This is a genomic window from Polaribacter sp. OB-PA-B3 (genome assembly GCF_054589375.1).
Map to the genome: position 1 here is coordinate 312,678 of NZ_BAAIIX010000001.1, position 19,730 is coordinate 332,407.

Sequence of the window (19,730 nt, forward strand, 5' to 3'; positions counted from 1 at the left end):
ATACTCGTAAACTATTAGTAATTTAGCAAGATTAAATACTAAAAGTAAATTTACGATATATGCAAATTCATGCTTTAGGTTTAGAAGATTTTTGTGAAGAAGAATACTCTTTAATAGGTATTCATACAGCATTAGAAGACTACAGGCTTGCATATTTACTAAATAAAAATTTAAACATAAAGTTTTCTAAATCGACCAAAAATTTAGAGTTCGAAAAAGATAAAAATTTAGCATCGTTTTCAATCTATAATTTTTCTAGCAAAAAGTACGATTATGATTGGTTTTTAATTGCAAATAGCTTTAAAAACGAAAACCAAACACAATCGAGTGAGTTACTTTTAACTACAGAAACCAGAACTTACTTAATTCCGGAAAAGAAGAAGGTAGATTTTTTTATTAAAATTTCTGGCGAAGTAGGAGATGCTTATGTTATAAATACAGTAAAAAAAATAAAAGAAATTGAGCAAGTTATTACTTCTTATTCAATTGATAAAAACACACTAAAGTCTAAAGACTTTTTAATATTTTAATATGACAGATTATAAAAAAACTAAAATCGTTGCAACATTAGGACCTGCTACAGGATCTAAAGAAATTTTAACAAATTTAGCTAAAGAGGGTGTAAACGTCTTCAGAATTAATTTTTCTCATGCAGAATATGAAAATGTAAAGAAGACTGTTAAGACTATTAGAGAAATTAACGAAGAAAACGATTTCAACGTAGCTATTCTTGCAGATTTACAAGGACCAAAACTTCGAGTTGGTGTTATGGAAGATGATGTAGTTTTAGAAGATGGTGATTTATTTACCTTTACTACAGAAAAATGTATTGGTACAAAAGAAAAAGCGTTTATGACCTATCAACGTTTTCCAAAAGATGTAAAAGTAGGAGAACAAATTTTGGTAGACGATGGTAAACTATTATTCGAGGTTGTATCTACAGATAAAGACAAAGAGGTAGTTGTAAAAACTGTTGTGGGTGGTCCTTTAAAATCTAAAAAAGGTGTAAACTTACCTAACACTGCTATTTCTTTACCAGCATTAACAGAAAAAGATAAAGAAGATGCAATTTTTGCATTGAGTTTAAATATTGATTGGATGGCTTTGTCTTTTGTTAGAACGCCAGAAGACTTAAGAATGTTAAGAGATTTAATCGATCAACATTCAGAATATAGAGTACCTGTAATTGCAAAAATAGAAAAGCCAGAAGCCGTTGCAAATATAGATGCATTAATACCTTATTGTGATGGTTTAATGGTAGCACGTGGAGATTTAGGTGTAGAAATTCCTATGCAAGACGTACCATTAATTCAAAAGAAATTAGTTAGAAGAGCAAAAAGAGCAAGAATACCTGTAATTATTGCAACTCAAATGATGGAAACAATGATTGATAACTCTGTACCAACAAGAGCAGAGGTAAATGATGTTGCAAATTCTATTATGGATGGTGCAGATGCAGTAATGCTTTCTGGAGAAACTTCTGTTGGTAAACATCCAATTAGAGTGATTCAAAAAATGGCAGAGATTATTAAATCTGTAGAAAATTCTAGAATGATTAAAGTGCCACATGAAGCACCACATATTAGAACAAATAGATTTATTACAAAAGCAGTTTGTCATCATGCAGCATTAATGGCAAATGATATCGATGCAGCCGCAATTTCTACCTTAACAAATAGTGGTTACACAGCGTTTCAAATATCTGCTTGGAGACCACAATCATCAATTTTAGCATTTTCATCAGAAAGAAGAATTTTAGGTAAATTAAATTTACTTTGGGGTGTAAAAGCATTTTATTACGATAAAAACTTAAGTACAGATGATACTGTTGTAGATATTAACAAATTATCTAAGGATAAAGGATACGTAAAAGAAGGCGATTTAATGATTAACCTTACTTCTATGCCAGTTGAAGCAAAAGGTATGGTAAATACATTAAGAGTTTCAGAAATAGACTAAAAACCTATTCTTTAAAGAAAACGAAAAAGCATTTTGAGAAATCGAAATGCTTTTTTGTTTATTAAAAACTATTTCGAGAATAATTTATAATTTCTAAAATTTAAATCTCTTTAAAAAACAAGTTTCTTAGAGATAATAATGGCATCATTAGTAACAAAAGGGATGGGCATCATTTCTTGGGTTCTTGGTATTATGTTAAAGTTTTTGTTGGTTAGCAAATCGTAAGAAATTTCATTTAAAGTAATGTCTAACTTCTCGTTGGCATCAATAGTAAAAGAAATAGTTAAATCTTTATCGCTGTTACCAAAATGATAAATTAAAAATGTGCCAGGTTTTGCCTTATATTTTTTACCATCGTTAACCAAGACATCATTCACTTTAAATTGATTTAGGCTAATGTTGTTTTTGGTTATAAATTCGAACTTATTAACTTTTCTTGTAGGTGTAAAGGTTAATTCTATAAATCGTTTAGAGTTAATAATAGTATCTAAATCTGTAACTAAATTGGCACTTTCTATACCTTTAAAAGTGGTTTTTTTGGCAAATTTAAATCGTGTATTGTACTTACTTTTAGTGTTTGCATTTTCAATACCACCTTCAGAATAATCAGTATTAAAAATTTGCTTAGTATAAGTATCTAAAACAGTGTTGTAGGTTCCGAAATAAGCTGTTTTATCATCAGAATTCTGAATGTAAACGATGCTATTTGGTTTTTTATTATCTATAGAAAATCCGCTGTTGTAGGTTGCTAAACCTAAAAATACAATCGCTAATAGTCCGGTTAATTTCTGAGTCCAAAAAGATTTCTTTTGATGAAAACTAAGAATCATTAAACCAAAAACCAACACAATAAAAATTGCACTTACAAACAGTATTTTTAAACCCAAACCAACAGGAAACATTTTTACCAATGGCGCAAAAATATAAATGGTTGGTAGCGATAAAATGGTAAACAATATCCTTTTAGAATTTTCTTTTAAATCTAAGAAAATTGCAATTGCTAAAATTAGTAATGCGCTAATAACCGGAATGATAAAAAAACCAGCACCTTTTAATGTGTAAGCAATAATTAAATTAATAATTAACCAAAATAACAAAGGTGCTACTAATAGGTTTGTAGGTTTTAATTCTTTGGCGCTACGCTTATAAATTGTAAATAATAACCAAAGATTTAAAAATACAAATGCTGTAATATATTGATAACCATTATAAGTAAAACCGTGTAAAATATCTTTGTACTGCGGATGTATAATTTGTAATAGTTCCCATAACCCGAAAGATATTAATCCGCATAAAATTAATGACACTAAAAATAATGCAAAACCTTTAAAAATTCCTTTAACGTCTATTTTATTAAGTGAAATTCCGAAGAAAAGCAAAATAATAAAAACAATTAAACAACCAATTGTTAATGGTTTTACCTAAGAAAACGGAAACGTTAGCATTTTAATAATAGGGAAATTTACATACACAAAATCTTCTTCGGAATTTAAATCTGATAGCTTTGCATTTGCAAAATAATTTAAAGAATTTGTAAAATAATCTGCTTGATGTAGTAAGGTTTCTCGGTCTAATCTTTCATAAGAATCTTGTGCTGTGTGATAGTCAAAATGGTCGCCAATAAAGGCAAAGTTAAATCCGTTAATGTTTGCATTTTCTCTAAAAATAGTTAGATCTGTATCGTTTGGTAGTTTCTTATAGATTGAATACATTAGGGAGTTAGCTGCCGGAAAATTTGGTTTCGTTGCTAAAAATTCTGATAGTAATTTACTGTTCTTCCCATTTGTTTCCATTAACATATAACTTGGTCCGCCACTTCCTCTAGCTTCAAAATTTAAAACTAAACCAACGTTTTTAGCCCAAGAATGTTCGTCTACAAACGCTTGTGCGCCCAATAAACCTAATTCTTCTGCATCAGAAATTAAAATAATTATGTCATTTTTTGGGATAGTTCCTTTTGCTAAAAAAGCTCTAATTCCTTCTAAAATAGTTACTACGCCAGAACCCGCATCACTTGCAGCTAAAGAAGAATGCGGATTTGCATCGTAATGAGTTAATAGAAGTAATGCTTTATCTGAGTTTGTACCTTTAATTTTAGCGATAATATTTTCTGCAGTAGTGGCGGCAAACCATTTTTTATTGATAGCAGTTTGTGTCTGAATTTGCGGTTCTAACCCCATTTTTTGCAATTCTCTTACAATATAGTTCTGCACGTTTTTATGTTCATTAGAACCAACATAATGGGTTTTTGTGCTAATGTTTTTTAAATGATGTAAGGCATTGTTTAAAGAAAAAGATGTTTCGTTAGTGTTTTTAGAAGCATTTATAGATGGTTTTAAGCTGTTAAAACTCCAAAAAATTACACCTAAAATTAGTAGGGTAGAAACAATCGTAGAAAAATTATTCATGCTAAAATTATATTTCTATAAAAGTAGTGAATTAAAAAAAATTAACATCAAAAGTAAAAACGATTAAAAATTTTGCTAACTTTAGTACAACTAAAAATCTAATATTATGGGAATTAAGAGCTTTCAAGGTAAAAGAGAAACCAATCAAATTAAAGATGAAACACAAATTTTAGTGTCGGATTATATGACTACAAACTTGATAACTTTTAAACCAGAAGATTCTTTAGATTTTGTAATAGAGCAGTTAATTGCTAATAAAATTTCTGGTGGACCTGTAGTAAATGAAAAAAATGAACTTATTGGTATTATTTCTGAAACAGATTGTATTAAACATATTTCTGAAAGTAAATATTATAATATGCCTGTAGATACTAATAATACTGTTGGTAAATATATGGTTACAGATGTAGATACTATTGATAAAAACATGAATATTTTTGATGCAGCATTTAAGTTTATTTCTTCGCGTAGAAGAAGATTTCCTGTGATAGAAAACGGTAAGTTAATTGGGCAATTAAGCCAGAAAGATGTTTTAAAAGCTGCCATTAGTGTAGAGGGTAATACTTGGTAAAAATTACCTTCTTTTATTAAAATTATGATCTGGTAAATCTGTTATTATTAATTTTTGATTTTCGGTACTTACAAGTTCTGCAATTTTAGAATATGCATAACCTTCTACAGGTTCTTTAAGATGTTTCCATTTAGCTATTCCGGCAACTGTTACTATTTCTTCTAACTCTATAATAGCTTCTGTATATCTTAAAGATTTGTTGAAACCTAAAAAGCCATCACTTCTTATATTGTATTTTTTTAAAACTTCTAAAAATTCTTTTGTGGGTTTGTTAAATGTGCCAGAAGAGGTTTTTTTATCGATAACTAAATAGCTTTTAAAGTTTTTAGGATTTAATTTGGGTCTTACAATTACATGTTCTCCTTTAGTTTCAATAAAAAATTCTTGAATTTTAGAATCACTAATTAAAGTTCTCCAATGAGAATTCTTGCCGTTGTTTCTTTTTTGTTGAATTGTAATTTTATAATAGACACACTTTCTTTTACTAAAAGGCGCAATAAGTGGTTGTTTTACGTGTAAAGCTTTACCAGTAACTTTTGTAAAACTATTAGTTTTTAAACCGCCAACAGGCTTATTTGGTGTTTTAGCAAGAGTTCTTATAATTACTTGTTTACTGCTAAAGTAATAGGCAACAATTATAATAAAGATTACAACAATAAGTATAATAAAAACCATAGTGTCTTTTTGTAAGTTAGTAGCTCTAGCTTACAAAAAGTTACACTATTTACTTATCTTTTCTAATTAATAAAAAAGTTTCATTTTCTAAAGCCAAATAGCCTTCATTGTAAATATAATGGTATAAGTTACCCGTTTTTGTTTTATAAATGGATGTAAAAAACTGAAAGTCGAAACCTTTGTCATACAGTTTTGTTCTGCTAACTTTTGTTTTTCCAGTTGTATTTAAATCAGATAGTATTTTATAGTTTTTTCGTAGTCTATTGTTAATATTTCTAATTAAATTTTTACTGTCTTTGTTGATGCGATTATTGTAAGAATTTCTACAATAATCAGAACAAAATTTCTTATCGATTCTTCCTTTTAAAGTTTCTTTACACTCTAAGCATTCCTTTTTTTCCATTTATAGCAACCTATACTTTAATTTCACCCCAATTTTCGCCAGATTTAATTCTTCTTAATTGCATTGTTGTAATACCAAATTGGCTAGCAATAATTCTTAATCTGGTTCTTCGGTTTGGGTCTAACAACTTTTTCTTAATTACCCTAACCTTTCCTTCTGTAAGCTTTGCGCCAGGTTTAATTCCAAATTTTGCAATTCTTTTGGGATTAGTAATTTGGTGTTTTGTTAATTCTTTTTGATTTACCCACTTTAAATTTTGATAGTAATTATCTTTTAAATCGTGGTTTAAATGAATTACAAATTTTTGATCTTCTTCTTTTTTTAGAAATAACAAACCAACAACTCTGTGCACATAAGCATTTGCTTTTTTCTTACTACCTATTTTTGGGTATGTAAAGGTTTCAAAATTGTTAATTTGACCAATTCTACGAAGTTCGAATACACCCTCTTCAATTTCTCTTTTTACCCTTCCGTAATTAGAAACGTAGAGTTTTTCTCTAGCAACATCATAATTTTCTTTTTCAAATAGCTTCCATTGTTCATTTCTGTACGATTTCATGTCTATAAGATTTTCATTTAGTAAATATACTAAAAATTATCCGTTTACAAACGACTACAAATAATTACAACCGAAAGTAATTGTTTTAAAACCGAATAGTAAAGCAGTTCTGTCGCAACTTTGCAATGTCTAAACGAGTAGACAAAATAAATTATAAACTTGCATTACATAAAAAAATGCACAAAACTTATCTTATGAATACGTTAAGAAACAAAGTACAATTAATTGGTAGATTAGGTCAAGAGCCAGAAATAGTAACCTTTAGTGATGGTAATAAAATTGCAAAATTTTCTATGGCAACAGATGATAGTTACAAAGATAAAAACGGCACAAAAGTAGAGCGAACTTATTGGCACAACGTTGTTATTAAAGGCGGATTAGTACAAGTAGTAGAAAACTACGTTAATAAAGGGCAAGAAATTGCAGTTGAAGGTAAATTAACCAACAAATCTTATACAACTAAAGATGGTGAAAAAAGATATGTAACAGAGGTTTTAGTGAACGAATTATTGATGTTAGGAAGCAATTCTTAAGTCAAAATTAATATTTGAATAAAATAAAATCTACTTGATTGAGTGGATTTTATTTTATCTTGGCATATCATTTGACATATGAACAGCAAACTTGAAAAAATGAAAGTCATGAAAATCTTAACAATCTTAGCCATACTATTTGGTTTTACTCAATGCGGAAGTAACTCTTTAATTAAAAACCCTGCTTTTAAAGTAGAAAAAGCATTTTATAATAACTGGGTTGGCGGTCAAAAAGGTGTTGCTGGCACAAAACTAGAAATTCAATTAGAAAACGCTTTAGAAATAGAGTTTGATTCAATATATTTTCAAAATAAAATAGCCAAAGCAGAAGTTGTTGTAAGTGGTAATAAAGTACAATTGATTGGTCATTTTTCTTCAGATTTAAATATAAAAAGAGATATTATATTAGATTCAAATCCTACTAAAGAATTAGAAAATAAATTACCTTCTGTTAAAAAGTTTCCTTTTCAATTAGAAAAAAATGAGGCTATAATCAGTTTTAATAAAGATGGTAAATCTGTTTTTTACAAAGTAAAGAATATAAAAGAAATTCAATCTCGAGCGTTTCCTTCAGCAAAAAAACAATAGTTAAAATATTTATAATCAATATTTTAATTGGTTTTATAATTTTTGGCACGTAATTTGAATATTTGTAAGTGTAACTTTAAAACTACAGCTTATGAAATCTTTAAAACTACTTTTTACATTTATTTTATCAGGAGCATTATTAGGCTCATGTACCACAGTTTTCGAAGACAATTTTATCGAGAATGAAATCTCTTTAGAAGAAGTTGTATCAAATTACGATTTGTGGTATATAGATTATCACAGAACTATAGGTAACGGAGATATTCCCTTTGTTTCTAAAGCATTTACATTATCGTTTTTAAATGGTGTTTTATATGCAAACAATAATATTGCAGATATTGGTTTTACAGGAAATGGTTTGGGTATAGATGTTGGTACATATGATACGTATACAGGTCTTTTAGAAACAAGACACGATTTAGACGGAAGAAATGATTTTGAAGTAACTGTAACATCTAATAATGAAATAAGATTATACAATTATAGACAAAACGTAACATACTTTTTAATTGGTTATCAGGTAAATAATTTCGATTATGACAAGTTGTTCTACGAAAACATAGAGTATTTTTTACAAGAATATCAAGCTTGGGAGAAAACAAGTACAACAGGTGGAGTGCCAAATGCATTTGATCTAGAAAATTACTTGCAGTTTACACCAGAAAATACAACTACTTTTTATAGTTCTCAAGACAATTTTGGCACACAAATTGCAAATATAAATTGGAGTTACGTTGGAGGTTATGAAGTGTTTGATGTGACAGGTTTCGAAGACCTTAAAATATTAACACTTAATTATGATGGCGGAGATATAGAAGAGTTTGAGTTAAGCGTTATAAATGATGGTAAGATTAGTCTTTATAATTTAGACTCTAAAACAACATATGTTTTTAATGGTAGAGGTTTTGTACAATACTTAAAAACAGACGCATCAGAAAAAAGTGCAAAATCTATTGTAAGGAATTCGAATAGAAAACGTACTAAAATAGTAAGAAAAACAAAAATTAGAAGAAATTTAAAATAAAGTTTGGTTAGTTGATTTTTGGTTGGTTATTGCTTAATAACCAATTGAAAGAGAAACCGTCCTGAGGAGGACGGTTTTTTCTTTGTTAATAATTGCTAAAAAGTATCTAAGTCGTTTAAATTTATGCCAAAAAGATTTCATAATTTTATACAAAGTTTTAGCTTAAATTAAATAACATGAAATTAACTGCATTTATTACCGGCGCAACCTCTGGTATTGGAGAAGCAACTGCAAAAATATTTGCAAAAAATAATATTAGATTAATTCTTTGTGGTAGAAGGTTAGATAGGTTAGAATATCTGCAAAAAGAATTAAGCACTTTTACAGATGTAACTATTTTACAATTTGATGTTTCTAATAGAACAGCTGTAGAAAAAGCAGTTTCATCTCTTCCAGAAAATTTTAAGCAAATAGATATTTTAATTAATAATGCAGGCAATGCACATGGTTTGTCTACAATACAAGAGGGTAGTTTAGACGATTGGGATGCAATGTTAGACATTAATGTAAAAGGATTATTGTATGTTTCTAAAGCCATATTTCCGCAAATGATAGAGCGAAACAATGGTTTTATAGTAAATATTGGCTCGATTGCTGGCAAAGAAGTGTATCCTAACGGAAACGTTTACTGTGCCTCTAAACACGCTGTAAATGCTTTAAATAAATCTATGAGAATAGATTTAAATAAGCATAACATTCGTGTTTCTGCAATTCATCCGGGTGCAGTAGAAACAGAATTTTCAGAAGTTCGTTTTAAAGGAGATTCTAAAAAAGCAGCAGCTGTTTATAGCGGTTATAAAGCTTTACAAGCAGAAGATATTGCAGATATTATTCATTTTGTAGTTACAAGACCATATCATGTAAATATAGAAGATTTAGTTGTTTACCCTACAGCACAAGCAAGTGCTACAATTTTAAATAAAGAATAAAAGATGTCAAAATCAGAAATTATAATAGGATGTATGTCTTGGGGAGCTTGGGGCAAAAATTTTTCTACTAAAGAACAATCAGAAATGATTCAATTTTGTGTAGAAAATGGAAATTCTACATTTGATCATGCAGATATTTATGGCCATTTTACTACAGAAGCTGCGTTTGGTAAAGGTTTTAAAGAAAGCGGAATTCAAAGAAATGATATAAAGTTAATTTCTAAATGTGGTATTCAGTTAGTAGCAGAATCTAGAGATAATAAATTAAAACATTATAATTATAGTAAAGAATATATTGTTTGGAGTGTAGAACAATCTTTAAAAAATTTACAAACAGATTATTTAGATACTTTTTTATTGCATAGACCAAGTCCGTTAATGCATCCCAATGAAATTGCAGAAGCAATTAATATATTAAAAGAAAGTGGAAAAATTATCAATTTTGGCGTCTCTAATTTTACGACTTCTCAGGTTAATTTAATTTCTGATAAAATTCCTGTTTCTGTAAATCAAGTGGAGTTTTCTTTAATGCAACACGCAGCAATGCATAATGGTAGTTTAGATCAAATGCTAGAAAAAGACATTCAACCAATGTGTTGGAGTCCTTTAGGAGGTGTTTTTAAAGAAGAAACAGAACAGACAACTCGCATTAAAAAAGTTTTAAGTCCGTTAGCAGAAAAATACAATGTAACAGAAGATGTTCTATTATTAGCTTGGATTTTAAAGCATCCTGCAAATATTTCGCCAGTAATTGGTACAACAAATAAAGATCGAATATCAAAAGCAAATAAAGCGTTAAGTATCGAATTAGAATTGCAAGATTGGTTTTTATTATTAGAAGCTAGTAGAGGAGAAGAAATGCCGTAAAATGATAAACAAACGCCTTTTAATTAAAAACTTACTTTCTCATAATGATGAGAATAGTTTTTATGATAAAAAGCAAAGTTTATCTTTAAATAGAAAAGACGGAAAAGCAAAGTTTTTAAAACATATTTGCGCTCTTTCAAATTCGAATCCTTTAAACAATTCTTATATTGTTATTGGTGTAGAAGATGAAGAGAATAAGATTTTAGGTGTAGATTTTTTTGATGATAGTAAAATACAAAATCTTGTTAATGCTTATGTAACTAATCCGCCAAAGATAGCTTATGAAAATGTAAGTTTTCCGAGTCTACCTAGATATAAAGTAATTGGTTTAGTAACAATTTACCCAAACAATTTAATAGCTTCTTTTTCAAAAAAAATATGGAAATACCAAAAAGGAACTATTTTTTACCGAAGTGGCAGTATTTCGATGCCTTATTTGGGTGAAAATTTCGAATTAAGAAATAGAAATAAAGATATTGTTACAGCCATAGAAAAAAATGCCAGTAATAATATTGAGTTAACTTTAAATGGAGTTTTCGATTTTATAAACAATCATAAACCTAAATATAACCCACAGTACAAGGTTTTTAATGAACAGTTTGTGCTTTGTTGGGCAGGAGAAAAAAAAGTAATTAATAACGAAACTTATTATTCTAGAGTAGATATAGAGTTAATTAATGAGCAAGTTCAGTTGTTCTTTTCTGCTCTAGATGATGTTAAAATTACATATAATAGCAATTCATTTATCATAACAGAATTTATTTTTTTAGGATTAGAAAAGCAAGAAAAATACTATCCGTTAGAAAAAACAATAATTCATTTTAAAGAAAATGGCAAGCACGATATTGTAAATGATTTTTTGTTTAAGCCTCCTGTTTTTAATGAAGAAGTTATGATTCATATTTACAATAATTGTAATTTAATAATCAGAAAGGTATCAGAAAACAAACCTTTATCTTTTACAGAACATGAAGACGTTTTAAGATTACCCACCAATTATCTTATTTGCTATTTACACGGTTTTCTAGATGCTGAAGAAAATTTGAAAAAAGCCAAAAATTATATTAAAAATCTAGAAAACAAATCTACTTATATAAAATACAAAGAAACCTTGCGTGTTATTAGAAAGTTAAAATATGCATAGTAACTTTATTAAAAGTATCATTTTTTATTATGGTAATATGGCTTTCATATTTATTGTAATGCAATTTTGTTAAATATTCATTTATACTTCTTTTTTTCTCTATAATCATAAAAGTTAATCACTTATGTGAAATAATTAATATTCCACATTCATAAATTAAGTATAAATACTTAGTTTTGTTTTTAAAATACGTAATTATGAAAACAATAATTGTTGTAGGAAATGGTATGGTTGGTTATAAGTTTTGTGAAAAATTTGTAAACCAATCTCAAAACAAAGAATTTAAAATTATTGTTTTTGGTGAAGAGCCAAGACCCGCATACGATAGGGTTCATTTAAGTGAATATTTCGAAAATAAAGATGCCAAAGCTTTAGAAATGGCTCCTCGTTCTTGGTATGAAGAAAATAATATAGAATTAATAACAAATGTAAGAGTAACAGATGTTAGTAGAAATTCTAAAACTGTCACTACGGCTAAAGATGCCAAATATTCTTACGATTATTTAGTGTTGGCAACAGGATCTTCTGCATTTGTGCCACCAATAAAAGGTATAGAAAAAGAAGGTGTTTTTGTATACAGAACTATAGAAGATTTAGATGCAACTATGAACTATGTTGCAAAAATAAAGTCTGAAGGTATCCAAAAAAAAGCAGCCATTTTAGGCGGAGGTTTACTTGGTTTAGAAGCAGCAAAAGCACTAATAGATATGGGTTTAGAAACTGCTGTAGTAGAATTTGCACCAAGATTAATGCCTAGACAGTTAAATAATGATGCTAGTAAATCTTTACAAACAAAATTAGAGGCTTTAGGTATAGAAATCTTACTAAACAAAGCTACACAACAATTAACAGGAGACAATTTTATAACAGGAATGCAATTTTCTGAAGAGGAAACTGTGCCTTTTGATATGTTATTGGTTTCAGCAGGAATTAGACCAAGAGACGAGTTGGCTAAAACCTGTAATTTAGAAGTAGGTAAAAGAGGAGGTATTCTAGTGTCTAATGATATGAGAACTTCAGATGATGCCATTTTTGCAATTGGAGAGTGTGCCTTATTAAACAGCATGATTTATGGTTTGGTAGCTCCTGGTTACGATATGGCAGAAATTGCTGTGTCGCAAATTTTAGGAGATAAAGAAGCAAAAATGCCAACTGCAATAGACATGTCTACAAAATTAAAACTAAGTGGCATAGACGTAGCTAGTTTTGGAGATGCTTTAAATGAAAATGATGGATTGGAAATTGTATACGAAAATGCACTTGAAGGTGTTTATAAAAGTATTATTGTAAATAAAGAAGGTACTTCTTTATTAGGAGGAATAATGGTTGGTGATGCTTCAGATTATAGCATGTTGCATCAAATTTTCTTAAACGGAATGAAAATTCCAGAAAATCCAGCACAATTAATTTTACCAGCTATAGATGGTGCTGCTACGTTAGGAGATGTTATGGATTTACCAAGCGATGCTCAAGTTTGTTCTTGCGAAAGTGTAACTAAAGGTCAAATTTGTGGGGTTATAGAAAATGGTGAAGCTATGGATTTAGCAGACGTAGTTTCTTGTACAAAAGCAGGTACAGGTTGTGGAGGTTGTAAACCTATGGTGGCAGATTTAACCACAGCCACTCTTAAATCTTTAGGAATTACAGTAAAAGATACAGTTTGTGACCATTTTGATTTTAACAGACAAGATTTATATAAAATTATAGAAGTAAAAGGCTATACTACTTTTAATGAAGTTTTAGACAATCATGGTAATGGAGGTCATGGTTGTGAATTGTGTAAACCCTTAATAGCCTCTTTAATGGCAACAATTCACGCAGATACTGCCAATAAAGAATATGCCATACAAGATTCTAACGATCGTTTTTTGGCAAATATTCAAAGAAACGGAACCTATTCTGTTGTGCCTAGGGTTCCTGGAGGAGAAATTACACCAGATAAATTAATTGCTTTAGGGCAAATTGCCAAAAAGTATGATTTATATACCAAAGTAACTGGTGGTGTAAGAATAGATTTATTTGGAGCAACCTTAAATCAGTTACCATTAATTTGGAAAGAATTAATAGCACATGGTTTTGAGAGTGGACATGCTTATGGGAAATCTTTAAGAACTGTAAAAACCTGTGTAGGTTCTACTTGGTGTAGATATGGTATGGCAGAAAGTGTAAGTTTTGGTATAGAATTAGAAAACAGATATAGAGGAATTAGAGCGCCTCATAAAATTAAAGGAGGTGTTTCTGGTTGTATTAGAGAGTGTGCAGAGGCAAGAGGTAAAGATTTTGGGTTAATTGCTGTAGAAGGTGGTTGGAATTTGTATTTAGGAGGAAATGGTGGTGCAAACCCACGTCATGCAGAATTATTTGCAGAACAAATAGACAATGAAACCGTGGTAAAATATTTAGATAGATATTTAATGTTTTACATGCGTACTGCAAAACCTTTGCAAAGAACTGCTGCGTGGCAAGAACGTTTAGAAGGCGGTTTAGACTATTTAAAAGAAGTAATTATAGACGATAAATTGGGTATTGCACAAGATTTAGAAACAGAAATGCAAACCTTAGTAAATAAGTTTGAGTGCGAATGGACACAAGCTGTAAACGACCCAGAAGTAATGAAACGTTTTAACCACTTTGTAAATAGTGATGAAGAGGATGATAACATAGCATTTGTATCTTTAAGAGATCAAAAAATGCCACAACCTTGGGTTTAAAATTTGCAAAATGTTACAAAAACATTGTAAGTATATTAAAAGAAACAAAGCATTAGTTGGCTAAAGGTTTGTAAATAGTTGTGTTAGGAATTGAAACGACATCCTTTTTTGTGTCAGTTCGATTTTTTTGTGAAGAAATGAACAAAAAGTATCGATAACAAACAAAAAAGATATGTTGTAAAGCCCGACCTTTAGGTAACGCCAAAATAAATAACAATTATGCAAGAAATATTAGACAATTATAAATCAGTATTAGATAAAGATGTTAAAATTTGGTTTAAAGCAGCCTCTGTAAAAGATTTTCCAACAGATGGTGGGGCATGCGTTAAGTATAAAGATAAACAAATTGCAGTTTTTAATTTTGCTCGAATAAATAAATGGTATGCTTGCCAAAATGTTTGTCCACATAAAATGGAAATGGTATTAAGTAGAGGTATGATTGGTGACGATAAAGGCTTGCCAAAAGTAGCTTGCCCACTGCATAAAAAAACGTTTTCTTTGGAAAATGGAGAAAATTTGAACGGAGACTTAGAGGCTATTGCCACGTATCCTGTAAAAATTGAGGCAGAAAATGTGTATATTGGCTTTCAAGAATAAAAGAAAAAAATGAAACCAACAAAATTTGAGACTGCGATTGCTTTAATAGATAAAAAAAATGCAGAAGATCCTAATATCTATAGTTCTTCTGGTTTAGATTACCCAAAAGAATTATTGTATTCTCAAAGAATGTCTAGAAAGCTTCTTCAGTTTAATTCTAATGCCTCAAAAGCTTTGCAAATAGCCGCTAGAGCTCAACATATATGTAGATGGGTAATTCCAAGAAATGAATTTCCAATGGATAGAGTTGGTTATTTAAAATGGCGCGAAACATTAAAAAAAATGCATGCAAAAACTACAGTAGATATTTTGCAAACAGTAGGTTTTAATGAGCAATTTATAAATCGTGTAGAAAAGATTATTCTTAAAAAATTGATTAAAAAGAACGATGAATCTCAAACTATTGAAGACGTAATATGTTTGGTTTTTTTAGATTATTATTTTGATGAATTTTCCGCAAAACATTCCGATGAAAAAGTAATAGATATTTTACAAAAAACTTGGGTAAAAATGTCTGATAAAGGTAGAGAAGCAGCTTTGCAATTATCTTTTTCTGATAAAGGGCTTAATTTAGTTAAAAAAGCTATTTCATAGATATTCTTGTAATGAAAAATAGCGGAAACTCTATAGATCAGCGTACGTTTTCTAAACTAAGCCGTTTATATATCATCGCATTAAGTACTATTGCTCTTTCTGTAATTATAAGTCAGTTTTTTGTAAGAGATCATTTAAATAATCAAGAAAGTGATTCTACAGTCATAAACATTGCCGGTAGACAAAGAATGTTAAGTCAAAAGCTAACAAAAGAAATTGTTTCTTTGTCTGTTTCTTTAGATAATAAAAAACGTCAACAACTTAAAAGCAATATTAAAAAAACACTCGATTTATGGGCTTTATCTCATAATGCATTACAAAAAGGAAATGATTCTTTAGGGCTGCCTGCCAAAAATAGCAACATAATTAAAAAAAAGTTTTTAGTGCTTAATCCTATTTTTGATACTATTCAAAAAGTAACTAAATCGATTATAACCAAATTAGAAAAATCACCATTAATTTCTATGGAAGAATTAACCACAGATATTAATAAAGTTACAAATAATGAAAGTGTTTTTTTATTGGTAATGGATGATATTGTAAATCAGTACGACAAAGAAGCAGATACAAAAGTTACTTGGTTAAGAAAGTTCGAGTTTTTTTTAATGATATTAACTTTGTTAATTCTTTTAGCAGAGTTTTTATTTATTTTTTGGCCAACTGCAAAATCTGTTAAATCTATTTTATCAGAACTATTATCTGCAGAAAAAAAGGCGAAAAGGATGGCTTTTGAAGCAGATCAATTAAGTATTGCTAAAGAAAAATCAATAAAAGAATTAAGAGCTTTAAGTCATGCGATGGATGAAACTCTTTTGTTTGCTCGAATATCTCAATTTGGCAATATTATTCATGTTGGAAACAAGTTTTCTAGATTGTTTAAACTATCAAGATTTAAGAAAGATTTATTGTTCTGGAAATTTCTAAGTACTGATGAAAATGAACAACAAAATATAGAAGAGTTAATTAGTAAACATAGAAAAATTGGTTGGCAAGGAGAGGTAAAAGCAACAACAAAAGACAGTGAAGATGTTTGGTTAGAAATGTCGATTATACCATATAGAGTTAGTGATGATAAATCAGAATTATTGATAATAGCTTCAGAAATTACAAAACGAAAAGCAGCGCAATTAGAAATTGATAGACTTTGGCAAGATAGTTTTGATGAGAAAATGAATCAACAAAAAATAATCTCAAGTAAGATTATAGAGAATCAAGAAAAAGAACAAAATAGAATTGCTAAAGATGTGCATGATGGTATTGGGCAAATGTTAACTGGCCTTAAATATAATTTAGAGAGTATCAATTTAGATAATATTGAAAAATCTAAAGAGAAAATTGAAAACCTTAAGTTGTTAACTACAAGTATTATAAAAGGAGTAAGAACAGCCACTTTTAATTTAACGCCTCCAGAACTTTCAGACCACGGTATTGTGCCTGCAATAAACAAATTAACAAGAGAGTTAAGTAAGTTAACCGGAAAAGAAATTTTATTTTTTAACAAGACAGATTTTAATTTGAGATTAGATTCGTTAACAGAAATAAATCTTTATAGAATTGTGCAAGAAGCTGTAAATAATGCTATTAAATATGCAGCGTCTTCTTATATTTTAGTAACAATTTCACATAGCAATAGAATACTTAGTATTGTTATTGATGATGATGGCAAAGGTTTTGAGGCTAATAAGATTAAGAAAGTGAAAGATGGAGATGGAGGAATGGGAATGACCTTTATGAAAGAACGTATAAAATATATCGACGGCAGACTTTTTATTTCTTCTCAGCCAAATGAAGGCACAAGAATTACGTTAAATATACCTATTTAGATGTACGTATTTTTACGTAAAAATAGTATTTTTGTTGTTGTAAAAAGTTAGATATGATAAACGTAGTTTTGGCAGATGACCATGTTTTGGTACGAAATGGTATTAAAGCTTTATTAGAAGATGAATCGGGTATTACTGTTATTAACGAGGCCTCTGATGGTAAAGAAGCAATACATATAATTTCTACGAATAAACCAGATATTTTAATCGTAGATATTCGAATGCCAGAAATGAATGGTATAGAGGTGGTTGCAGAAATAAGCAAAAACCATAAAGATATTAAAACGTTAGTTTTATCTATGCATGATTCTGAAGAGTATGTGGTAAAATCCATACAAGCTGGTGCCGATGGTTATTTGTTAAAAGGAGCAAGTAAAGAAGAGTTTTTAAAAGCGTTAACAAAAATTGCGTCTGGTGGTAAATATTTTACAGGAGATGTATCTTCTATTATTATGAATAATTTTGTTAATGGTAATGCGAGTATTGCAGTAGAAACTAAAAACCAAAAAGAACTTCCTTTTAAATTAACCAAAAGAGAAAAGCAAATACTTAGTTTAGTTTTAGAGCTAAAAAATAATAAAGATATTGCAGAAGAACTTAAAATTAGCAAAAGAACTGCAGAAGTGCATCGTTTTAATCTAATGAAAAAATTAGAGGTAAAAAATTTAATGGAGCTTACAGCTAAGGCAAAAGAGTATCAATTAATATAAAATCTTCAAACTTATTTTTATATTACAATAGTTTTTAGTACAAATTTTACATTTTTCTTAAAATCATTATTGTGTAATTATTAAATTACTAATAATTAAAATATACGTATAATTAATATTTAAATTAAGTATTTATACTTAGTTTTGTAAAATAAATATATGTATTATGTCAATTTTAGCACAAGAAAAATCAACAAAATTAAGTTTATTAGATTTTAAAAATATTTCTACTCGAACATTTTGGATTACTTCCATATCATTTTTTATGTGCTTTTTTGCTTGGTTTGGCATTGTGCCTTTTATGCCAGATGTTGTTAAAGACTTAGGATTAACTCCAGATCAAAAATGGAATTCAATTATTTTGGCAGTTTCAGGAACTGTTTTTGCACGTTTACTAATTGGGAAATTATGTGATAAATACGGTCCTAGATATTGCTATACATACTTATTAATGTTGGGTGCTATTCCTGTAGTACTTTGTGGATTAGTGCAAACACCAACACAGTTTTTAATTTGTAGGTTATTTATAGGTTTTATTGGTGCATCTTTTGTAATTACACAAGTACACACCTCTTTAATGTTTGCGCCAAATATTGTTGGTACAGCAAATGCTACTTCTGCAGGTTGGGGTAATTTAGGTGGAGGAGCAAACAGATTAGGAATGCCTTTAATAGCGGCAGCAGTTGTAGGTCTTGGTGTTGCAGAAGTAGAAGCTTGGAGGTATTCTATGATAATTGCTGGTGTTATTTGTTTTTGTATGGGTATTATTTATTTCTTTTTCACAAAAGATACTCCTAAAGGAAACTATAGCGATTTAAAAGCGGCTGGAGAAATGATAGTAACTAAAAAAGATCAAATAGGTTTTTTAGAAGTTTTAAAAGATTACAGAGTTTGGATTTTATTTATAGTTTATGCTGCTAGTTTTGGTATAGAATTAACGGTTTATGGTACTATGGATGATTATTTGCAAAATACTTTTCAATTAGAAAGAGTAACTGCTGGTAATTTAGTGCTTTCATTTGCTTTAATGAATATTTTTGCCAGAACATTAGGAGGTTTTTTTGGAGATAAATTCGGGAAATTAAAAGGATTAAGAGGTCGTGTTTTGTTTTTGTCGTTTATTTTAACACTTCAAGGAATTGTACTAATTTCTTTTTCTGGAGCAACAAGCTTAATAGTAGGTGTTGTTTTTTTAATAATGTTTAGTTTAAGTGTTCAAATGGCAGAAGGAGCAACCTTTTCTGTAGTGCCGTTTATAAACAAAAAAGCTATTGGTGCTGTGTCTGGTATAGTGGGTGCTGGTGGAAATGTAGGTGCGTTTTTAGCTGCAATATTATTAAAAACCAAATCTTCATTTGCAGAAAAAGCTGCAATTACTGCTAACGAAGGTTTGGGTGTAGAAGTTATAAAGAACGCACAATCAATCGCTTCATCTAGTGCAGTTTCAAGTGGTTATTTAATAATTGGTGTTATTGTTGTTGTAACAGGTTTGGTTGCATTATCTATTAAATTTTCTAAAGAAGAAGAACAGCTAGAAAGTAAAAAATATACAGAAGAAATAATACCTCAGTTAATTCCTATAAAGGTAAAAAGTTAAAATTTGTACTCTTTTTTATTGATTTATAAATTCAGGAT

20 protein-coding genes are annotated in these 19,730 nt (G+C 29.2%); 15 read left to right on the forward strand and 5 right to left on the reverse strand.

Features of this window, described 5'->3' with window-relative positions:
* The first annotated feature begins 59 nt into the window (after positions 1 to 59).
* Positions 60 to 530, forward strand: coding sequence for an IPExxxVDY family protein (locus ACYPV9_RS01430; RefSeq protein WP_459741354.1), 471 nt, complete (start codon positions 60 to 62; stop codon positions 528 to 530).
* A gap of 1 nt (position 531) precedes the next feature.
* Positions 532 to 1,959: a pyruvate kinase gene (pyk, locus tag ACYPV9_RS01435; RefSeq protein ID WP_459741355.1), complete on the forward strand. Its 1,428-nt coding sequence runs from the start codon at positions 532 to 534 to the stop codon at positions 1,957 to 1,959.
* Positions 1,960 to 2,069: 110 nt separating this feature from the next.
* Here pyk and ACYPV9_RS01440 read toward each other — a convergent pair whose 3' ends face one another.
* Together ACYPV9_RS01440 and ACYPV9_RS01445 are read right to left on the reverse strand one after the other, a co-directional pair.
* On the reverse strand, positions 2,070 to 3,338 hold the full coding sequence (locus ACYPV9_RS01440) for a hypothetical protein (protein WP_459741356.1): 1,269 nt from the start codon (positions 3,336 to 3,338) through the stop codon (positions 2,070 to 2,072).
* A 42-nt stretch (positions 3,339 to 3,380) separates the two neighbouring features.
* A complete protein-coding gene (locus tag ACYPV9_RS01445) occupies positions 3,381 to 4,367 on the reverse strand; it encodes a M28 family peptidase (protein WP_459741357.1) in 987 nt (328 codons plus the stop codon).
* Between the two features lie 106 nt (positions 4,368 to 4,473).
* Between ACYPV9_RS01445 and ACYPV9_RS01450 the strand changes: the two genes are divergently transcribed.
* Positions 4,474 to 4,938, forward strand: a complete 465-nt coding sequence (locus ACYPV9_RS01450; protein WP_459741358.1) for a CBS domain-containing protein — start codon at positions 4,474 to 4,476, stop codon at positions 4,936 to 4,938.
* Positions 4,939 to 4,941: 3 nt separating this feature from the next.
* Here ACYPV9_RS01450 and ACYPV9_RS01455 read toward each other — a convergent pair whose 3' ends face one another.
* The 3 genes from ACYPV9_RS01455 to ACYPV9_RS01465 are packed head-to-tail and all read right to left on the reverse strand — an operon-like array spanning position 4,942 to position 6,575.
* A complete protein-coding gene (locus ACYPV9_RS01455; RefSeq protein WP_459741359.1) occupies positions 4,942 to 5,613 on the reverse strand; it encodes a hypothetical protein in 672 nt (223 codons plus the stop codon).
* A gap of 49 nt (positions 5,614 to 5,662) precedes the next feature.
* On the reverse strand, positions 5,663 to 6,016 hold the full coding sequence (locus tag ACYPV9_RS01460) for a hypothetical protein (protein WP_299064599.1): 354 nt from the start codon (positions 6,014 to 6,016) through the stop codon (positions 5,663 to 5,665).
* Between the two features lie 10 nt (positions 6,017 to 6,026).
* Positions 6,027 to 6,575, reverse strand: a complete 549-nt coding sequence (locus tag ACYPV9_RS01465) for an HNH endonuclease (RefSeq protein ID WP_299064601.1) — start codon at positions 6,573 to 6,575, stop codon at positions 6,027 to 6,029.
* Positions 6,576 to 6,769: 194 nt separating this feature from the next.
* Between ACYPV9_RS01465 and ACYPV9_RS01470 the strand changes: the two genes are divergently transcribed.
* The 12 genes from ACYPV9_RS01470 to ACYPV9_RS01525 all read left to right on the forward strand — a co-directional run bounded on the left by ACYPV9_RS01470 (position 6,770) and on the right by ACYPV9_RS01525 (position 19,692).
* Positions 6,770 to 7,108, forward strand: a complete 339-nt coding sequence (locus ACYPV9_RS01470; protein ID WP_299064603.1) for a single-stranded DNA-binding protein — start codon at positions 6,770 to 6,772, stop codon at positions 7,106 to 7,108.
* 108 nt (positions 7,109 to 7,216) lie between these two features.
* Positions 7,217 to 7,696 (forward strand): hypothetical protein, encoded by a 480-nt coding sequence (locus tag ACYPV9_RS01475; protein WP_459741360.1) that lies wholly within the window; start codon positions 7,217 to 7,219, stop codon positions 7,694 to 7,696.
* A gap of 91 nt (positions 7,697 to 7,787) precedes the next feature.
* Positions 7,788 to 8,720 (forward strand): hypothetical protein, encoded by a 933-nt coding sequence (locus tag ACYPV9_RS01480; protein ID WP_459741361.1) that lies wholly within the window; start codon positions 7,788 to 7,790, stop codon positions 8,718 to 8,720.
* Between the two features lie 176 nt (positions 8,721 to 8,896).
* Positions 8,897 to 9,649: an SDR family NAD(P)-dependent oxidoreductase gene (locus tag ACYPV9_RS01485; protein WP_459741362.1), complete on the forward strand. Its 753-nt coding sequence runs from the start codon at positions 8,897 to 8,899 to the stop codon at positions 9,647 to 9,649.
* A gap of 3 nt (positions 9,650 to 9,652) precedes the next feature.
* Complete coding sequence (locus tag ACYPV9_RS01490; protein WP_459741363.1) at positions 9,653 to 10,516, forward strand: aldo/keto reductase; 864 nt, start codon at positions 9,653 to 9,655, stop codon at positions 10,514 to 10,516.
* A 1-nt stretch (position 10,517) separates the two neighbouring features.
* The gene (locus ACYPV9_RS01495) at positions 10,518 to 11,660 is read left to right on the forward strand and encodes a DUF5929 domain-containing protein (RefSeq protein WP_459741364.1); all 1,143 of its coding nucleotides are present in this window, start codon (positions 10,518 to 10,520) and stop codon (positions 11,658 to 11,660) included.
* Between the two features lie 197 nt (positions 11,661 to 11,857).
* Positions 11,858 to 14,371 (forward strand): nitrite reductase large subunit NirB, encoded by a 2,514-nt coding sequence (gene nirB, locus ACYPV9_RS01500; RefSeq protein ID WP_459741365.1) that lies wholly within the window; start codon positions 11,858 to 11,860, stop codon positions 14,369 to 14,371.
* 219 nt (positions 14,372 to 14,590) lie between these two features.
* Positions 14,591 to 14,968, forward strand: coding sequence for a nitrite reductase small subunit NirD (gene nirD, locus ACYPV9_RS01505; protein WP_299064616.1), 378 nt, complete (start codon positions 14,591 to 14,593; stop codon positions 14,966 to 14,968).
* A gap of 9 nt (positions 14,969 to 14,977) precedes the next feature.
* A complete protein-coding gene (locus ACYPV9_RS01510; RefSeq protein WP_459741366.1) occupies positions 14,978 to 15,562 on the forward strand; it encodes a DUF4202 domain-containing protein in 585 nt (194 codons plus the stop codon).
* 11 nt (positions 15,563 to 15,573) lie between these two features.
* Positions 15,574 to 17,385 carry a sensor histidine kinase gene (locus ACYPV9_RS01515; protein WP_459741367.1) on the forward strand — a complete coding sequence of 604 codons (1,812 nt, stop codon included), beginning with the start codon at positions 15,574 to 15,576 and terminating at the stop codon, positions 17,383 to 17,385.
* A 53-nt stretch (positions 17,386 to 17,438) separates the two neighbouring features.
* Positions 17,439 to 18,095 (forward strand): response regulator transcription factor, encoded by a 657-nt coding sequence (locus ACYPV9_RS01520; RefSeq protein WP_299064622.1) that lies wholly within the window; start codon positions 17,439 to 17,441, stop codon positions 18,093 to 18,095.
* Positions 18,096 to 18,261: 166 nt separating this feature from the next.
* Positions 18,262 to 19,692 carry an MFS transporter gene (locus tag ACYPV9_RS01525; RefSeq protein WP_299064624.1) on the forward strand — a complete coding sequence of 477 codons (1,431 nt, stop codon included), beginning with the start codon at positions 18,262 to 18,264 and terminating at the stop codon, positions 19,690 to 19,692.
* The last annotated feature ends 38 nt before the right edge of the window (positions 19,693 to 19,730 follow it).

Bases quoted from the DNA above. Each gene is read 5' to 3' on its own strand.
- ACYPV9_RS01430 (WP_459741354.1), top strand. From the start codon at position 60: ATGCAAATTCATGCTTTAGGTTTAGAAGATTTTTGTGAAGAAGAATAC.
- pyk (WP_459741355.1), top strand. From the start codon at position 532: ATGACAGATTATAAAAAAACTAAAATCGTTGCAACATTAGGACCTGCT.
- ACYPV9_RS01445 (WP_459741357.1), bottom strand. From the start codon at position 4,367: ATGAATAATTTTTCTACGATTGTTTCTACCCTACTAATTTTAGGTGTA.
- ACYPV9_RS01450 (WP_459741358.1), top strand. From the start codon at position 4,474: ATGGGAATTAAGAGCTTTCAAGGTAAAAGAGAAACCAATCAAATTAAA.
- ACYPV9_RS01455 (WP_459741359.1), bottom strand. From the start codon at position 5,613: ATGGTTTTTATTATACTTATTGTTGTAATCTTTATTATAATTGTTGCC.
- ACYPV9_RS01460 (WP_299064599.1), bottom strand. From the start codon at position 6,016: ATGGAAAAAAAGGAATGCTTAGAGTGTAAAGAAACTTTAAAAGGAAGA.
- ACYPV9_RS01465 (WP_299064601.1), bottom strand. From the start codon at position 6,575: ATGAAATCGTACAGAAATGAACAATGGAAGCTATTTGAAAAAGAAAAT.
- ACYPV9_RS01470 (WP_299064603.1), top strand. From the start codon at position 6,770: ATGAATACGTTAAGAAACAAAGTACAATTAATTGGTAGATTAGGTCAA.
- ACYPV9_RS01475 (WP_459741360.1), top strand. From the start codon at position 7,217: ATGAAAATCTTAACAATCTTAGCCATACTATTTGGTTTTACTCAATGC.
- ACYPV9_RS01480 (WP_459741361.1), top strand. From the start codon at position 7,788: ATGAAATCTTTAAAACTACTTTTTACATTTATTTTATCAGGAGCATTA.
- ACYPV9_RS01485 (WP_459741362.1), top strand. From the start codon at position 8,897: ATGAAATTAACTGCATTTATTACCGGCGCAACCTCTGGTATTGGAGAA.
- ACYPV9_RS01490 (WP_459741363.1), top strand. From the start codon at position 9,653: ATGTCAAAATCAGAAATTATAATAGGATGTATGTCTTGGGGAGCTTGG.
- ACYPV9_RS01495 (WP_459741364.1), top strand. From the start codon at position 10,518: ATGATAAACAAACGCCTTTTAATTAAAAACTTACTTTCTCATAATGAT.
- nirB (WP_459741365.1), top strand. From the start codon at position 11,858: ATGAAAACAATAATTGTTGTAGGAAATGGTATGGTTGGTTATAAGTTT.
- nirD (WP_299064616.1), top strand. From the start codon at position 14,591: ATGCAAGAAATATTAGACAATTATAAATCAGTATTAGATAAAGATGTT.
- ACYPV9_RS01510 (WP_459741366.1), top strand. From the start codon at position 14,978: ATGAAACCAACAAAATTTGAGACTGCGATTGCTTTAATAGATAAAAAA.
- ACYPV9_RS01515 (WP_459741367.1), top strand. From the start codon at position 15,574: ATGAAAAATAGCGGAAACTCTATAGATCAGCGTACGTTTTCTAAACTA.
- ACYPV9_RS01520 (WP_299064622.1), top strand. From the start codon at position 17,439: ATGATAAACGTAGTTTTGGCAGATGACCATGTTTTGGTACGAAATGGT.
- ACYPV9_RS01525 (WP_299064624.1), top strand. From the start codon at position 18,262: ATGTCAATTTTAGCACAAGAAAAATCAACAAAATTAAGTTTATTAGAT.